This is a genomic window from Hoyosella rhizosphaerae (genome assembly GCF_014643175.1).
GTDB lineage: Bacteria > Actinomycetota > Actinomycetes > Mycobacteriales > Mycobacteriaceae > Lolliginicoccus > Lolliginicoccus rhizosphaerae.
This window is the reverse complement of the sequence record NZ_BMJH01000001.1, coordinates 1,145,012-1,159,070: the sequence shown is the minus strand read 5'-3', so window position 1 is coordinate 1,159,070 and position 14,059 is coordinate 1,145,012. Positions and strand designations below refer to the sequence as shown.

Here is a 14,059-nt window from a genome sequence, read left to right as displayed (position 1 = left end):
AGCACCATGACCACTGGTGTTCCAGCATCGAACGCGACAAACGCGTTCGGTACCGTCGTGACTGCTATGGTCACGCCCTTCACCCCAGACGGCAAGCTAGATGTCGACGCTGGGGTAAAGCTCGCCGACCATCTTGTCAACGAGGGGTGCGACGGACTCGTTCTTGGCGGTACGACCGGCGAGTCGCCAACCACCAGCGAGAAAGAAAAGTCCGCACTCCTCCGCGCCGTCGTTGACGCAGTCGGGGACCGCGCACGCATCACCGCTGGCGCCGGCAGCTACGACACCGCGCACAGCATCAAGTTGGCGAGGAAGTCCGCAGAGGCGGGCGCTCACGGGCTCCTAGTCGTGACGCCCTACTACTCGCGCCCACCACAAGCAGGGTTGCTCGCACATTTTCGTGCCGTTGCCGATGCCACCGACTTGCCCGTGATGCTGTACGACATCCCACCGCGGTCGATCGTTCCCATTGCGCGGGACACGCTGTTTGCTTTGGCGGAGCACCCCCGCATCATCGCGGTGAAAGACGCGAAAGGTGATCTCAATCTCGGCGCGGAAATTATTGCCGCAACAGGATTTGAATACTATTCAGGTGACGACCCGCTGAACTTGCCGTGGTTGTCCATCGGAGCTGTAGGTTTCGTCAGTGTGGCGGGACACTTCGCTGCAGGGCGCCTCCGCAAAATGCTCGATGCCGCCAATGTCGGTGACTACGCGCGAGCCCGCAAACTTAACGCCTCGATGTTCCCGCTGTTTAGAGCCATTGCGGCACTCGGCGGAGTGTCAGCGACCAAAGCAGGATTGCGTCTGCAGGGGATTGAAGCGGGCGACCCACGTCTGCCGCAAGTCACACCCACCTACGAACAAGTGCAGGCGCTCGCAGCAGAGATGCGCGCTGCAGGAGTGCTTCAGTGACACCCCCCAACTCAGAATCTTCCCCGAACGACGACGTTCAGACACGGCGTCCGCGGCGCGTTACACGAACAGCCGGACCCCCTGCGTCACCGAAACCAAAGGACACTCAGCCAAAAAGTATGAAGGAACTTACTGTGTTTGACCCCAACACGAAGCTCGGTCCACCACCACCGGCTGAGCATCGTGGACTGCGCGTCTTTGCGCTCGGTGGCATCAAGGAGATCGGTCGAAACATGACCGTCCTTGAACACCAGGGCAAGCTCCTGATCATTGACTGTGGCGTACTGTTCCCGGCCGATGGGCAACCCGGCGTGGACTTGATCCTCCCCGATTTTGGACCTATCGAAGACCGTCTCGAAGACGTCGTCGCCCTTGTGGTGACACACGGGCATGAGGACCACATCGGAGCCATCCCGTACCTGCTCAAACTGCGCGGTGACATCCCAGTGGTGAGCGCACGATTTACATTGGCGTTGATCTCCGCGAAATTGCGCGAGCATCACATCAAGGCAGTCTTCGACGAGGTACGCGAGGGACAGAAAGCTACCTACGGGCCATTCGATCTTGAATTTTTCGCTGTCGACCACTCGATCCCTGACGCCCTAGCCATCGGTGTACGAACCGAGGCCGGAACAGCGCTGCACACGGGCGACATTCGCCTCGATCAGGTGCCGATCGATGGCCGCCTCACCGATCTTGCCGGTTTCACGCGACTCGGTGACGAAGGCGTCGACCTCCTGATGATCGACTCCACCAACTCGGAGACCCCGGGTGTCGTGATGTCGGAGCGCGAGGTCGGAATTGCGCTCGACACAGTGGTTGCCAAGGCAACGCACCGCGTCATTTTGGCGTCGTTCGCGAGCAACGTGCACCGGATTCAGCAAATCGTTGACGTCGCTCATCGCCATGGTCGCCGCGTGGTGTTTGTCGGCAGGTCCATGGTTCGCAACATGGAAATTGCTCAAGACCTGGGGTACCTCACGGTTCCAGATGGCGTCGAAATCAACCTTGACACTGCGACGCAACTGCCAGACCACAAGGTCGTCATTGTTTGTACGGGCTCGCAAGGTGAGCCGCTTGCAGCGCTGTCCCGCATGTCCCGCGGTGAGCACTACAGCATCACCATCCAAGCCAACGACACCGTGATCCTTGCCGCTTCACTCATTCCAGGCAACGAGACATCAGTGTTCGCCGTGATGAACGGATTGGCTCAGCGCGGCGCGACCGTGATCACGTCAGCAAAAGCAAAGGTGCACACTTCAGGCCACGCCGCAGCGGGCGAGTTGCTGTTTATCTACAACGCCGTGCGCCCACGCCATGTGATGCCCGTTCACGGTCAGTGGCGTCACCTTCGCGCTAATGCTGGGCTCGCAGAATCAACAGGAGTGCCGCGGGAACGTATCCTTCTCGCCGAAGATGGCGTCGTAATTGACCTTGTCGATGGTGATGCGACCATCACCGGCAAGTACCAGGTAGGCCACGTCTACGTTGATGGGCTTTCAGTGGGTGACGTCGGCGTTCCAACCCTGTCCGACCGGATCGCTCTGGGCGAGGGTGGATTCATCAACATCACGGTGGCGATCGATTCACGCACCGGCAAAGTTGTCAGCACACCCGAAGTGACAGGTCGAGGGTTCTCCGACGATCCAGACGCTCTCAAAGAAGCAGTGTCACGTGTGGCTTCCGAACTCGCCCGGCTCGAATCCGATGGAGTGAAGGATGCTCACCGGATCGCGCAAACGGTTCGCCGCGCGGTCGGAAAATGGGTATCGGACAACTACCGTCGCAAACCGATGATCGTTCCCACGATCGTGGAAGTTGACCGACCCTAGCTAGCCGGTCCGTCGTACAGCGCGGGAACGCCAACGGCCGAGGACGATCATCACTACAGTGCGCAAAAGACAGCGATGATCGTCATCGACCGTGACCGCAACCTTTCACCAAACTCGCTGAGTATCCACGGCGCCAACAGTTGTGTCCCAGGTGGGCGCAACAAAATACGTGGTCCACACCTCGGTGATTGAACTTGTCCCAAACCCCTCGTTGCTCGTTCAGTTTTTGACCAGCGAGCATCCTTGCGGGGGAGCACAACACATACGGCGCTGAAACACTTGGACATGACCTTTGGAACGCAGCGAGGTAAGGCGCGCTGCATGATGAGGGCTAGCCACGATGTGGTGGGAGTCACAACCTGGCGGTGGAACCGATCGTGCCTGCGCTGCGTCTGTGTTCTGTAGAGGGGGACTTTGATGAGCCAGGTGTTGGGTGTGTGGTGTCGGTGTGTGGGTGTGGTGTTCGCGTGTGCCTTGTTGTCGGGGTGTGCCCAGTCGGCGACTGAGGATCTCGGTGCTGAGCAGTCGACGGTGGTGACCGAGACGACCGAGGTGACGCGAGCGGCAGGGCCTGCGCCAGTGCGTCCACCGGCGGTGTTTGATCCGTGCGAGGACATCCCCGATGAAGCCGTCAAGGCGGTGGGCGTGGACCCGGCGACGAAGTACATGAGCATCGCGGGCAACGAAAATTATTATGAAAAGCATTTCCCTTGGCAGCGAGAGTGCTCCTGGGAGGGGCCCTACAAGTGGGTCTTTATCGTGTCTGCTGATTTGTCCATTGCAGACGTAGCTGAGCGGTCAATTGTGGAGAATGTGCGCGAGATTTCGATCAATGGTCGTGCGGCGTTGCATTACGGCCTGTTGTCGTGCGGTCCGCGTGTGTGTGCGGAGGTGGCCTTCCAGACCGGCGCGGGGAGTGTGTGGGTGAACCTCAACCTGTCGTCGTTGGGGGATTTAACCCTGCAGGCTGATGACTTGGTGTTGGAGTATGCGGCCTTGTTGGAGCCGTATCTCCCGGCGGAATAACAGCGTGTGGATCAGGGGGACGTGATGTCAATACCTTTTTTTGGGACCACCGCCTCAGGTGGAACCGATTGTGCCTGCGCTGCGTCTGTGTTCTGTAGAGGGGGACTTTGATGAGCCAGGTGTTGGGGGGTGTGTGGTGTCGGTGTGTGGGTGTGGTGTTCGCGTGTGTGCTGGTGTCGGGGTGTGCCCAGTCGACGACTGAGGATCTCGGTGCTGAGCAGTCGACGGTGTTGACCGAGACGACCGAGGTAACGACCCCGGCCCCGGTGCGTCCACCGGCGGTGTTTGATCCGTGCGAGGACATCCCCGATGAAGCCGTCGAAGCGGTGGGGCTAGACCCGGCGACGAAGTACATGAGCATCGCGGGCAGCAAAAACCTCTACGACAAGCATGTCAGATGGCGTAGCGAATGTGCGTGGAACGGGACCCATATGCGGATCTTCATTGTGTCTGCGGATTCGTCGATCGACGAGGTAGCGGAGTTTGTGTTTGTAGAGAATGTGCGCGAGATTTCGATCAATGGGCGTGCGGCGTTGCATTACAACCTTGAGTCCTGTGGTCCGCGGGTGTGTGCGGAGGTGGCCTTCCAGACCGGAAACAGGAGTGTGTGGGTGAACCTGAGGCTGTCGTCGTTGGGGGATTTAACCCTGCAGGCAGATGAACTAGTGGTGGAGTATGCGGCGTTGTTGGAGCCGTATCTCCCGGCGGAATAGCAGCGTGTGGATCAGGGGGACGTGATGACAACACCGTTTTTTGGGACCACCGCCGCAGGTGGTGTGCTGGATATTGATCCGGAAGCGGCCGGTCAAGCGATTTCTGCGTGCCAGAGGTTGAAGGACCGCCTCGTCGATATTCGCGCAAACCAAATCCATCGGTTGCCGTCGGCGTCATTGCGACTCGGTACATTCGTCTCCAGCCAGCAACTGATCACGGCCTACGGTACGTTGTGGGATACCGGTGCTGATTCACTCGATCACATTGTGTCCCAACATGTTGCGGCCGCAGACTCAATGATCCTTGCGTTCCGGGCCGCCACTGGATTGTTGCTCGCTGTGGACACCGATAATGCGACGTCGATCACCCGGCTTGTGGAACCCTCACCCGAGGGCGGGGTGGCGGCGCTCTTTGACCATCATGTGCGCGACCTCAAATCCTCCGTCGAAACTGCGAGTGCCTGGAATCTCAGCCCCCGCGCGGTGGGGTATCAGGGTTTGCCGGTGACGGTGTCAGAACCGTTCGCTGTGATGCCACTCGAACAGATCATCGCCGGTGCTAGGTCAGTTGAGAATGATCTGAATAGGCTCTGGAACTTTGCCGATTCGTGGCAAATCGTCGGCAGAGAACTCATCACGGCCGCAGAGGACGCAGCACTNCACGCTGTTGGGAACTACTTGGTGAGTTTGTCCACGTTGGGGTCGGCGGCGGTGGAGGTCAGTCAGAAACTTGATGTGACGTCGCAGGGTTTAGGTCATGCGGTCGGGGCGGTACCAGTTGTGGTGCCGGTGACATCGGAGGCGCGTGTGGTGGCGGAGGTGCAGGCGCGCGATGCGATGGAGTTGCTGTATCGGCCGGTGGTGGTGGATGCGGTGGCGGGTGTTCCGGTGTTGCCGCCGCCGGATATGCCGACCACCGGCAATGAGAGTGACACTGGCCGGTCCTCAGGTACTTCAGCTTCGCCGACGGGATCAACGTCTGAAACCGCAGGACAGCCGTCCGTAGGGAACACCGCAGGTGTGTCACCGGTGTCTGGTGGTCCGGGCGATGCTCACGTTGTGTCGGGTGGTGGGTCGCCGATGGATGACCGCGATGTCGGTGCTGTGCCGTCGGAGGTGACCACGTCGCCTGCGAGTGTTGCCCCGGCGTCGACGGGTATTGCCTCCGGTGCTGATTCGGCACGACTCACACCAGGTGCCGGGACATCAGGATCTGGGGCACCGGGTGCCGGGGTGCCAGGCACAGGGGCACCGGCGGGTGGGGTGTTGGGTTCGGGTGGTCCATTAGGTGGGTCTCGCCCTGGCGTTGCGGGTCCTGTCGCCGCGGGATCGGGTGGTGGTTCACGCAGTTCTTCGGGTACTGCGCTGGCACCGGGCGGTGGGAGTTCGCACCGCACACCGGGTAGTGTGGCCGCGCCGAGTTCGGGCCAGCCAGTCTCGACGAAAGCCGGTGTCGCCACCGGTGGTGGGCGTTCGATGATGGGTGGTGTCGCCCCGATGGGTGCCATGGGGGCGGGTGCGGCAAGTCAGGGTCAGGATCATAAGCCGGCGAGTTATTTGACGAGTAAACGTAATGGTCATTCGATTGTGGGGAAGCTGCCGAGGACAGCGAAGTTGGTTATTGGGGCGGACGCCGAGCACTTCGACCGGTAACGAGTTAGTGCTGGTTTGTCATGGTCACGTTGCGGAATCGCACAAAGGCGCTATTCATGTACGTGATCAGCTGCGGCGGCACTCTGCGTGCTAACCAACGCTTCTGGGGCGCCTGGAATCGCCGTCCGGTGGGAAACACGTGTCTTCGTGATGAGTGGTGCGTAGTTTCATTAGCATGGTTGACCCCACTCGAATCTCGGGCGTAGCACTGGCTGCCGCGATCAAGGATGGGCAGATCAGTGCCCGTGACGCGGTGGAGTCCCATATCGATCAGTTGAAGCGCGGCCGCAGCCTCGGCGGGGTTGCTAAGCCGCGATTTGATGATGCCCGCGTGGAGGCCGATGCAGTGGATGCCCGGATAAGTTCGGGTTCAACGGCCGATCTGCCACCGTTGCTCGGTGTGCCTATCACGGTGAAAGAGCTGATCGCTGTGGCAGGAATGCCTCAAGCTGGCGGTTTTTACCACAGAAGGACACTTCGCTCCGAAGTTGACGCACCCATCGTCGCGCGGATCAAAGAAGCGGGCGCCATCATCATCGCAGGAACAAACTCTGCGGGGCCGCTGTATTGGGTTGAAACCCACAATCCCTTATACGGAATTGCCCGTAATCCCTACGATCCCCGGCGTACAGCGGGTGGCTCGTCGGGCGGTGACGGGATTGCCGTGTCAATTGGCGGCGCGTCTTTTGCTTTAGGGTCCGATCTGGGCGGCTCGCTCCGCATCCCGGCCATGTTCAACGGAGTTTTCGCACATCTTCCCACCGCTGGCCTGGTGCCGAACACTGGACATTTTCCGATGACGGCAGGGATACGCGATGCGCTTCAGCTCGGGCCCATCGCGCACCATGCAGAAGACCTTTACGCGGCACTTAAGGTCATTGCCGGTCCTCACGATTCGCACCCCGGTATGAGTGATCTGCAGCTTGGTGACCCCGACGACGTGTCGATTAGCGGTCTCAATGTCTATGTGGCGGTGAATTCTTCAGCTGTTACGTCGAGCCCTGACATAGAGAAGGCGCGGGTCCGTGCCGCGGAGCAGTTGGAGCGTGCCGGAGCCAATGTTTCTGAACTAGAGCTGCCACGAATGCGCCGCGCGATGGGTTTCGCGGCAGCCACTATCGCCGGTGAGATGGACTTTGCGGCGACGCTGGCCGAAATTGTGGGGTTACCGGCGATGCGGGAGCGCCGACTAGCGCATCTCATTGCGAGTGCGCCTGTCGCTGTGCTGAACCTCGCTGAATCTGCACCAGCACGACGGATGCGCACTAATAGTGTGCGCCGTTTAGTAAGTGCAGCGCACCGGGAGGCCGAGCATATTGCCGAAACGATTGGGGATGGGGTTGTGCTGTACCCGCCGTACCCCAGGGTCGCTCCACAGCATTTTGGCACCTACCGTCGACCGTGGGCGATCGCGAACACCACTGTCTTCAACATTCTTGGCCTCCCCGCAACGCAAGTACCGTTGGGGCTGAACAGCGAAGGACTACCAGTGGGGGTGCAGGTAATCGCGGCACCAGGCCGAGACCACGTCTGCCTCCGTGTAGCTCGCGAACTCGGAGTGTGGAACCCACCAACTTTGTGAATATGTGCTCACGTGGTCGATCATTGTCGACTTAACCCGACGAGTGCCATCGGTTCTCCGGCTATGCGAACTGAATTGTCGCCAACGGCCAGAAGGTGAGAATTTCGCCCGACACGGGTGTTGGGGGAGTGCGCTTGTGGCGCACTTCTCAGCCTTGCCGGGGTGTCGTCTTGGTTGCTTGAAAACTGAACGGGCACATCGGAGAACGTGTTGTGAATTCGCTGGGCACGCGGGTTGCTCGCTGGGCAGGGGTCGTTTTTTCTGGGGTCCAAACGTGTCGTTTTGTCGGGTGATGTGAGCCACACAAACGATTACGACTTGGTTGTAACCTCTGTTGCGTATGGTCCTAGTGGGGTGTTTGCGACTAACCTGACACCCATGCCAGCCAGGACTCAGACACGCTCCGCCCGTGCGCAGCCCGCTGCGAGCGGAACCGGATCGCGCTCATCACGTAGCCCTGCCCGCAGCTCCTCTGCCGGTACGCGCGCGTCTTCAACGCGGTCCACATCAACGCGTTCTACGACAGCGCGCTCGTCCCGAAACGGAACGCAATCGCGTCGTGCGCCTGCGCGGAAATCGACATCGGGTGCGCAACGTCGCCCCAGGACAACCGCGCGGAAAAAGAACAATCCGTCAGCAGCTCGTGCAATCGGCAGAGGGATCGGATCGACATGGTCAGTAACAGCTCGGGCGGTGGGTGCTACGGCTCGCACTGTGGGTAAGGCACATGACATTGAACACCCGCACCGCCGCGACGGTGCTGGTCTCGGGCTTATCGCTGTCGGTCTTGTATTGGCCGTGAGCGTGTGGTTTGAGTCGGGTGGACCAGTGGGGGAGTGGGTGAACATCGGTGCACGCACCATGTTTGGCTCGCCAACGGCCCTGGTGCCACTCATTCTCTTGCTGGTGGGTGTCACTCTGATGCGCACTGAGCCGCACCCAGAGGTTCGACCACGTTTGGTTCTCGGTTCGCTCATGCTTGGCGCCGGAACTTTAGGTTTGTGGCACGTGCTTTCTGGCCTGCCTGAAACTCTGGAGTTGCGACGGCAAGCTGGTGGTTTCTTCGGCTTTGTCGCGGGCGGACCTCTGACTGAGGGGCTCACGATTTGGCTTGCAACTCCGCTGCTGGTCATGGCCCTAATTTTTGGTGTACTTCTACTAACCGGCACAACTATTCGTGAGATCCCTGAACTTGCAGCGCGCATCAAAAACAAGCTTCTGCGCCACGACGAACCAGAGTTCGACGTCGTTGATATTGAAGCCGCGCCGCCCGTCGAGAAACTGCGTAGGCCCGCTGCACGCAGACAAGCAGCAGGTGCCCAAAAGCTGGACAAACCTGCAGGGGACAAGTCTGAGCATCCTGTGGAACCGGCTTTTGACGACGTTCCGCCAGAGCCCGTTTCGCCTAAGCCCACAGCACACGCGTCTCCGGCGGCGGCCATTGATCCACCTGTCGGCGAGAAGAAGCACCGCCGACTGCAACTGCGGTTGCCGATCCCCACGAAGAAGGATGCAGCAGGTCAGTCAGACGTCAGTGTGCCGAAGGATTCTGGGCGAGGAAAAGCACCGGCGAAGATTGTTGATCGCAAGCCAGAAGGCAACTACAAACTTCCCCCAGGCAAACTGCTTGTTAAGGGCGACCCACCGAAGCTTGGTGGTCCCGCAAACGATGCGATGATCGATGCGATCACCGGCGTGCTTGAGCAGTTCAAGATCGATGCCGCGGTGACCGGTTACACCAGAGGCCCCACAGTGACCCGCTACGAAGTGGAACTTGGGCCTGGTGTGAAGGTTGAAAAGATCACCCAGTTGACGCGAAACATCGCGTACGCCGTCGCCACAGACAATGTGCGATTGCTCGCACCGATTCCAGGCAAGTCCGCCGTCGGTATCGAGGTGCCGAACACGGACCGCGAAATGGTGCGCCTCGCCGACGTTCTCGCAGCGCCGTCGACGCGAACGGATCATCACCCACTGGTCATCGGCTTGGGCAAAGACATCGAAGGCGAGTTTGTGTCCGCGAACCTGTCGAAGATGCCGCACTTATTGGTTGCCGGTTCGACTGGGTCCGGTAAGTCAAGTTTTGTGAACTCGATGCTGGTGTCGTTGCTTGCACGCGCCACACCGGATGAGGTTCGCATGATCCTCATTGACCCGAAGATGGTCGAGCTCACGCCGTATGAGGGTATTCCCCACCTGATTACGCCCATCATTACGCAACCCAAGAAGGCTGCGTCAGCGTTGGCATGGCTGGTCGATGAGATGGAGCAGCGATACCAGGACATGCAGGCATGCAAGGTCCGCCACGTTGATGACTTCAACACGAAGGTCAAGTCAGGTGAGATCAAGACTCCTCCCGGCAGCGAACGGGTGTACAAGCCGTACCCTTACATTCTCGCGATCGTGGACGAGCTGGCAGACTTGATGATGACCGCTCCTCGCGATGTGGAAGACGCCATCGTGCGCATTACCCAGAAGGCGCGTGCGGCGGGTATTCACCTCGTGCTCGCAACGCAGCGTCCGTCGGTGGATGTCGTAACGGGGCTTATTAAGACCAACGTGCCATCAAGGCTGGCGTTCGCGACATCGTCGCTGACGGACTCACGAGTCATTCTCGATCAGCCGGGCGCGGAGAAGCTCATCGGTATGGGTGACGCGTTGTTTGTCCCGATGGGGTCCGGTAAGCCCACGCGACTACAGGGCGCATTTGTTACGGACGAGGAAATCAGCCGGATTGTTGAGTTCGCCAAGACGCAGGCCGATCCTGATTACCAGGAGGGTGTCACAGCGACTAAGCCTGGCGACAAGAAGGACATCGATTCCGACATCGGTGACGACCTTGATCACTTGCTTCAGGCGATTGAACTCGTTGTCAGCAGCCAGTTCGGGTCCACGTCAATGTTGCAACGCAAACTACGCGTCGGATTCGCTAAAGCTGGACGCTTGATGGACCTGATGGAGAATCGTGGCATCGTTGGCCCGAGCGAAGGCAGTAAGGCCCGCGAGGTGTTGGTGAAGCCCGAAGAGCTTGATTCTGTGCTTGCCGGAATCACCAACGGTGAATCGGGCGGATAAGAATCGCGGGATATTTGCTCTGTGTCGTATGTCATCCCCGAGGCGCTTTCTGGCCTCGGGGATGGTTTAATGAGAGTCACCGAAGGGGAGTATCCCGATAGCGATGGTGTCGTCATCACGACTGGTTGACAGTCCGGTGCCATCGGTTAGCTCAGAGAGCTAGCGGGAGAGACCTCCGGAGTTCAGTTCTGTGAACCGGAGGTCAAATTAATGAATGTTTCTCTATGGGTGTGGGCGCTTACGATTGCCTTCATCATCGGGCTGTTTGTTTTCGACTTTTACGCCCATGTGAAAACACCTCACGCACCAACGCTGAAGGAATCGGGACTGTGGTCCGCGTTCTACATTGGGCTGGCGATAATTTTCGGCTTCGTCATCATGTGGGCGTATGGCGGCCAATTCGGCGGCGAATATTTTGCCGGTTTCATTACTGAAAAAGCGCTCTCCGTCGACAACCTGTTCATTTTCGTCATCATCATGTCGACCTTCGCAATCCCCCGCGAGTATCAGCAAAAAGTGCTGCTCATCGGTATTGCGATGGCGTTGGTTATGCGCGGGATCTTCATCGGAGCAGGCGCCGCAGCCATCAATACCTTCAGCTGGGTGTTCTACCTCTTCGGGCTGTTTCTGCTCTTCACGGCCTACAAGCTGATTAAAGACGCTATGGCTGGAAATCATGATGCTGCCGAAGAGCGTGAATCAAAGATCATGCAGCTCGCCAAGCGGGTTCTCCCCACAACGGAGACGTACGATGGCGACAAACTTGTCACCAAAATCAACGGCAAACGCGTGTTAACACCACTGGCGCTAGCACTTGTGGTTATCGGTTTTACCGACCTACTGTTTGCGCTCGACTCCATCCCCGCCATCTACGGACTAACGCGTGAGCCGTTTATCGTCTTCACCGCCAACGCGTTTGCCCTCTTGGGCTTGCGACAGCTGTTCTTCCTTATCGGTGGGCTGCTGGAGCGGCTCGTGTACCTATCCCATGGGTTGTCGATCATCCTCGGCTTCATCGGTGTGAAGCTCATCCTGCACGCGCTGCATGAGAACGAATTGCCGTTCATCAACGGTGGTGAGCACGTAGCCGTGCCGGAAGTCTCGACAGGGGTGTCGATGATCTTCATTGTGACGGTGCTAGCGGTAGTGACCGTCACCAGCTTGATCAAGACTCGGCATGAGAAAGTGGAAGTCTAGCTGCTGAGCTCGCCCATCACTGGTGACCATTCTCTGACTGAAACGTCGTGTGCGAGATGTGCGTGGGCAAATGGATCGTCCGCCAGAACCTTGTGCGCCGCCTCCACAGACGGTATAGCGGTCGCGTTGAGCAGGATCAGCGCGCCGCTACCGTCAGCGAACGCCCCAGCCGACACCACGACATCCTCTTCCACGAGTGATCGGAGCCAATCACGATGAGCGGGCCTGTGTTCATCGCGGGCAGCCGCTTCGTCCGCGCGGTATGTGTAGTGCACAGCGAACATTTTCACGAGGTCTCCTCCCGAGGAGTCAAGGTCAACAGCATCCGTGTATTTCCCAAGGTGTTCGGTTTGACGTAGCTGAGGTCGAGGAACTCTGCCACACCGGTGTCATACGAGCGGCGCATCTCGGTGAATACCTCGGACGAAACCGGAGTGCCGCTAATGACTTCGAACTTGAGCCGCGAAAAGAACTCAACTTCAAACGTCAAAACGAAAACTCTCCGCAAACCAAGTTCGCGTGCAGTCTCGATAAGTTGCGATACCACGGCGTAACCAGCACCTGACCCCTTAAATGTGGGATCGACAGCGACGGTGCGTACTTCACCGAGGTCCGACCACAAGACGTGCAGAGCTCCGCACGCAACCATGCGCCCGTCGTGTTCAGCGACCCAGAACTCCTGAACTGATTCATACAGCGTGACGAGGTTCTTTTCGAGGAGGATCTTCGGCGCATAAACGTCGATCAGGCGTTTGATTTGGGGCACGTCGACGGTGCGGGCACGGCGCACCAAGAATGAGGTGCGCTGCCTGTCATCGCGAGGTTCACCGCCGTGATTTGTCATGTCGGCAAGACTAACCGCAACTGAGCCAGATAGTCTGTTCAGGTGGCGAATAAAGACGATTCCGGAAGACCCGAGCAAGTAGGTGCCTCGCAGGCGCCAGTTCCGGTGCTGAATGTAGCCAATGTGCTGACGGTGGTAAGGATTCTGATTGTCCCCGTCTTCTTGGTGGCTCTATTCGTCGACGGCGGACAATCCACCTTGTGGCGGATCGTAGCTGGGCTACTTTTCGTGCTCGCAGCTGTGACAGACCGATACGACGGCCATCTAGCGCGCAAGCATGGACTCATTACCGATTTTGGGAAGATTGCCGACCCCATCGCAGACAAGGCGTTAATGGGCGGCGCATTTATTGGTCTGTCAATCCTTGGTGAGCTCAGTTGGTGGATCACTGCGATTGTGCTATTCCGTGAACTAGGAATTACGCTTCTGCGGTTCTGGGTGATTCGACACGGAGTGATGCCGGCAAGTCGCGGCGGCAAGCTCAAGACAGTCATCCAGATTGTGGCGTTGTCGTTCTTCATTTTCCCGCTGCCAGGCTGGGTTGATCCAATCAGCATCACTCTCATGGCCGCGGCAGTCATTGTCACTGTGGTCACGGGCGTGGATTACGTCATTCAGGCGTTGCGTCTTCGCCGAGACGGCAGGTCACGAGCATCGCAAGTATGACGAATGACTTCCTAACTGCGGAATCCGGAGCCTTCGGACTCGTTGATGCACTGCTCCAACAGGGCAGCACGGTGGCGTTTGCGGAATCGCTTACTGCGGGGCTCGCGTCCGCCGCGGTCGGGGGAGTTCCCGGCGCAAGTGCGGTGCTTCGCGGTGGAATTGTGGTGTATGCCACCGACGTCAAAGCAACGCTGGGTGACGTTCCAGCGGAGAGCTTGCGTGTGCATGGAGCAGTTTCAGAAATTACGGCTGGCCACCTCGCAGCATCAGCGCGACGACTACTCGGTGCGGACTGGGGAGTATCGTTTACCGGAGTTGCGGGTCCTGACGAGCAAGAAGGACACCCAGCAGGAACGGTTTTCGTAGGAATTGAAGGTCCGACCACAGGTCGAGTTTTAAAGCTCAGCCTTACTGGTGATCGGTGGGCCATTCGTTTGGCGTCCGTCACTGCAGCATTTAAGGGACTTGTGACAGAACTTGACAGACTGCGCGTCTAGAGTCGTGGTTTGGGAACCTCTTGTTGCTTTCGTACGTTGATCGCAAGAGACAACCCGCT

12 protein-coding genes are annotated in these 14,059 nt (G+C 58.8%); 9 read left to right on the top strand and 3 right to left on the bottom strand.

Going from position 1 to position 14,059, the window contains the following annotated elements; genetic code table 11:
- The first annotated feature begins 6 nt into the window (after positions 1 to 6).
- The 5 genes from dapA (at position 7) to IEW73_RS05380 (ending at position 7,721) form a co-directional block, all read left to right on the top strand.
- Complete coding sequence (dapA, locus tag IEW73_RS05405) at positions 7 to 915, top strand: 4-hydroxy-tetrahydrodipicolinate synthase (RefSeq protein ID WP_188671371.1); 909 nt, start codon at positions 7 to 9, stop codon at positions 913 to 915.
- A gap of 119 nt (positions 916 to 1,034) precedes the next feature.
- A complete protein-coding gene (locus IEW73_RS05400; protein WP_188671369.1) occupies positions 1,035 to 2,747 on the top strand; it encodes a ribonuclease J in 1,713 nt (570 codons plus the stop codon).
- Between the two features lie 417 nt (positions 2,748 to 3,164).
- A complete protein-coding gene (locus tag IEW73_RS05395; RefSeq protein ID WP_188671367.1) occupies positions 3,165 to 3,773 on the top strand; it encodes a DUF3558 family protein in 609 nt (202 codons plus the stop codon).
- Between the two features lie 110 nt (positions 3,774 to 3,883).
- Positions 3,884 to 4,486, top strand: a complete 603-nt coding sequence (locus IEW73_RS05390; protein WP_188671359.1) for a DUF3558 family protein — start codon at positions 3,884 to 3,886, stop codon at positions 4,484 to 4,486.
- 1,828 nt (positions 4,487 to 6,314) lie between these two features.
- Positions 6,315 to 7,721, top strand: a complete 1,407-nt coding sequence (locus IEW73_RS05380) for an amidase (protein WP_188671355.1) — start codon at positions 6,315 to 6,317, stop codon at positions 7,719 to 7,721.
- Positions 7,722 to 8,113: 392 nt separating this feature from the next.
- On the opposite strand, the gene IEW73_RS16705 is transcribed toward IEW73_RS05380, so the two are convergent.
- On the bottom strand, positions 8,114 to 8,434 hold the full coding sequence (locus IEW73_RS16705; protein WP_372433615.1) for a hypothetical protein: 321 nt from the start codon (positions 8,432 to 8,434) through the stop codon (positions 8,114 to 8,116).
- On the opposite strand from IEW73_RS16705, the gene IEW73_RS05375 reads away from it, so the two are divergent.
- A complete protein-coding gene (locus IEW73_RS05375) occupies positions 8,370 to 10,796 on the top strand; it encodes an FtsK/SpoIIIE family DNA translocase (RefSeq protein ID WP_373286501.1) in 2,427 nt (808 codons plus the stop codon). The genes IEW73_RS16705 and IEW73_RS05375 overlap by 65 nt on opposite strands.
- A 210-nt stretch (positions 10,797 to 11,006) precedes the next feature.
- Positions 11,007 to 11,993, top strand: a complete 987-nt coding sequence (locus IEW73_RS05370; RefSeq protein WP_188671351.1) for a TerC/Alx family metal homeostasis membrane protein — start codon at positions 11,007 to 11,009, stop codon at positions 11,991 to 11,993.
- Here the strand turns inward: IEW73_RS05370 and IEW73_RS05365 are convergent.
- Together IEW73_RS05365 and IEW73_RS05360 are read right to left on the bottom strand one after the other, a co-directional pair.
- The gene (locus IEW73_RS05365) at positions 11,990 to 12,283 is read right to left on the bottom strand and encodes a YciI family protein (protein ID WP_188671349.1); all 294 of its coding nucleotides are present in this window, start codon (positions 12,281 to 12,283) and stop codon (positions 11,990 to 11,992) included. The two genes, IEW73_RS05370 and IEW73_RS05365, sit on opposite strands and share 4 nt — an antisense overlap.
- Entirely contained in the window at positions 12,280 to 12,837 is a 558-nt protein-coding gene (locus tag IEW73_RS05360; RefSeq protein WP_188671346.1) for an amino-acid N-acetyltransferase, read from the bottom strand. The genes IEW73_RS05365 and IEW73_RS05360 overlap by 4 nt, the downstream gene beginning before the upstream one ends.
- A gap of 42 nt (positions 12,838 to 12,879) precedes the next feature.
- Between IEW73_RS05360 and pgsA the strand changes: the two genes are divergently transcribed.
- Complete coding sequence (gene pgsA, locus IEW73_RS05355; protein WP_188671344.1) at positions 12,880 to 13,503, top strand: CDP-diacylglycerol--glycerol-3-phosphate 3-phosphatidyltransferase; 624 nt, start codon at positions 12,880 to 12,882, stop codon at positions 13,501 to 13,503.
- Positions 13,500 to 14,000: a CinA family protein gene (locus IEW73_RS05350; protein ID WP_188671342.1), complete on the top strand. Its 501-nt coding sequence runs from the start codon at positions 13,500 to 13,502 to the stop codon at positions 13,998 to 14,000. Before pgsA ends, IEW73_RS05350 begins: the two co-directional genes overlap by 4 nt.
- Positions 14,001 to 14,059 lie beyond the last annotated feature (59 nt).

What these genes read in the sequence shown, in the direction of transcription:
- dapA (WP_188671371.1), top strand. Translation starts at nt 7, where the DNA reads ATGACCACTGGTGTTCCAGCATCGAACGCGACAAACGCGTTCGGTACC.
- IEW73_RS05400 (WP_188671369.1), top strand. Translation starts at nt 1,035, where the DNA reads ATGAAGGAACTTACTGTGTTTGACCCCAACACGAAGCTCGGTCCACCA.
- IEW73_RS05395 (WP_188671367.1), top strand. Translation starts at nt 3,165, where the DNA reads ATGAGCCAGGTGTTGGGTGTGTGGTGTCGGTGTGTGGGTGTGGTGTTC.
- IEW73_RS05390 (WP_188671359.1), top strand. Translation starts at nt 3,884, where the DNA reads ATGAGCCAGGTGTTGGGGGGTGTGTGGTGTCGGTGTGTGGGTGTGGTG.
- IEW73_RS05380 (WP_188671355.1), top strand. Translation starts at nt 6,315, where the DNA reads ATGGTTGACCCCACTCGAATCTCGGGCGTAGCACTGGCTGCCGCGATC.
- IEW73_RS05370 (WP_188671351.1), top strand. Translation starts at nt 11,007, where the DNA reads ATGAATGTTTCTCTATGGGTGTGGGCGCTTACGATTGCCTTCATCATC.
- IEW73_RS05360 (WP_188671346.1), bottom strand. Translation starts at nt 12,837, where the DNA reads ATGACAAATCACGGCGGTGAACCTCGCGATGACAGGCAGCGCACCTCA.
- IEW73_RS05350 (WP_188671342.1), top strand. Translation starts at nt 13,500, where the DNA reads ATGACGAATGACTTCCTAACTGCGGAATCCGGAGCCTTCGGACTCGTT.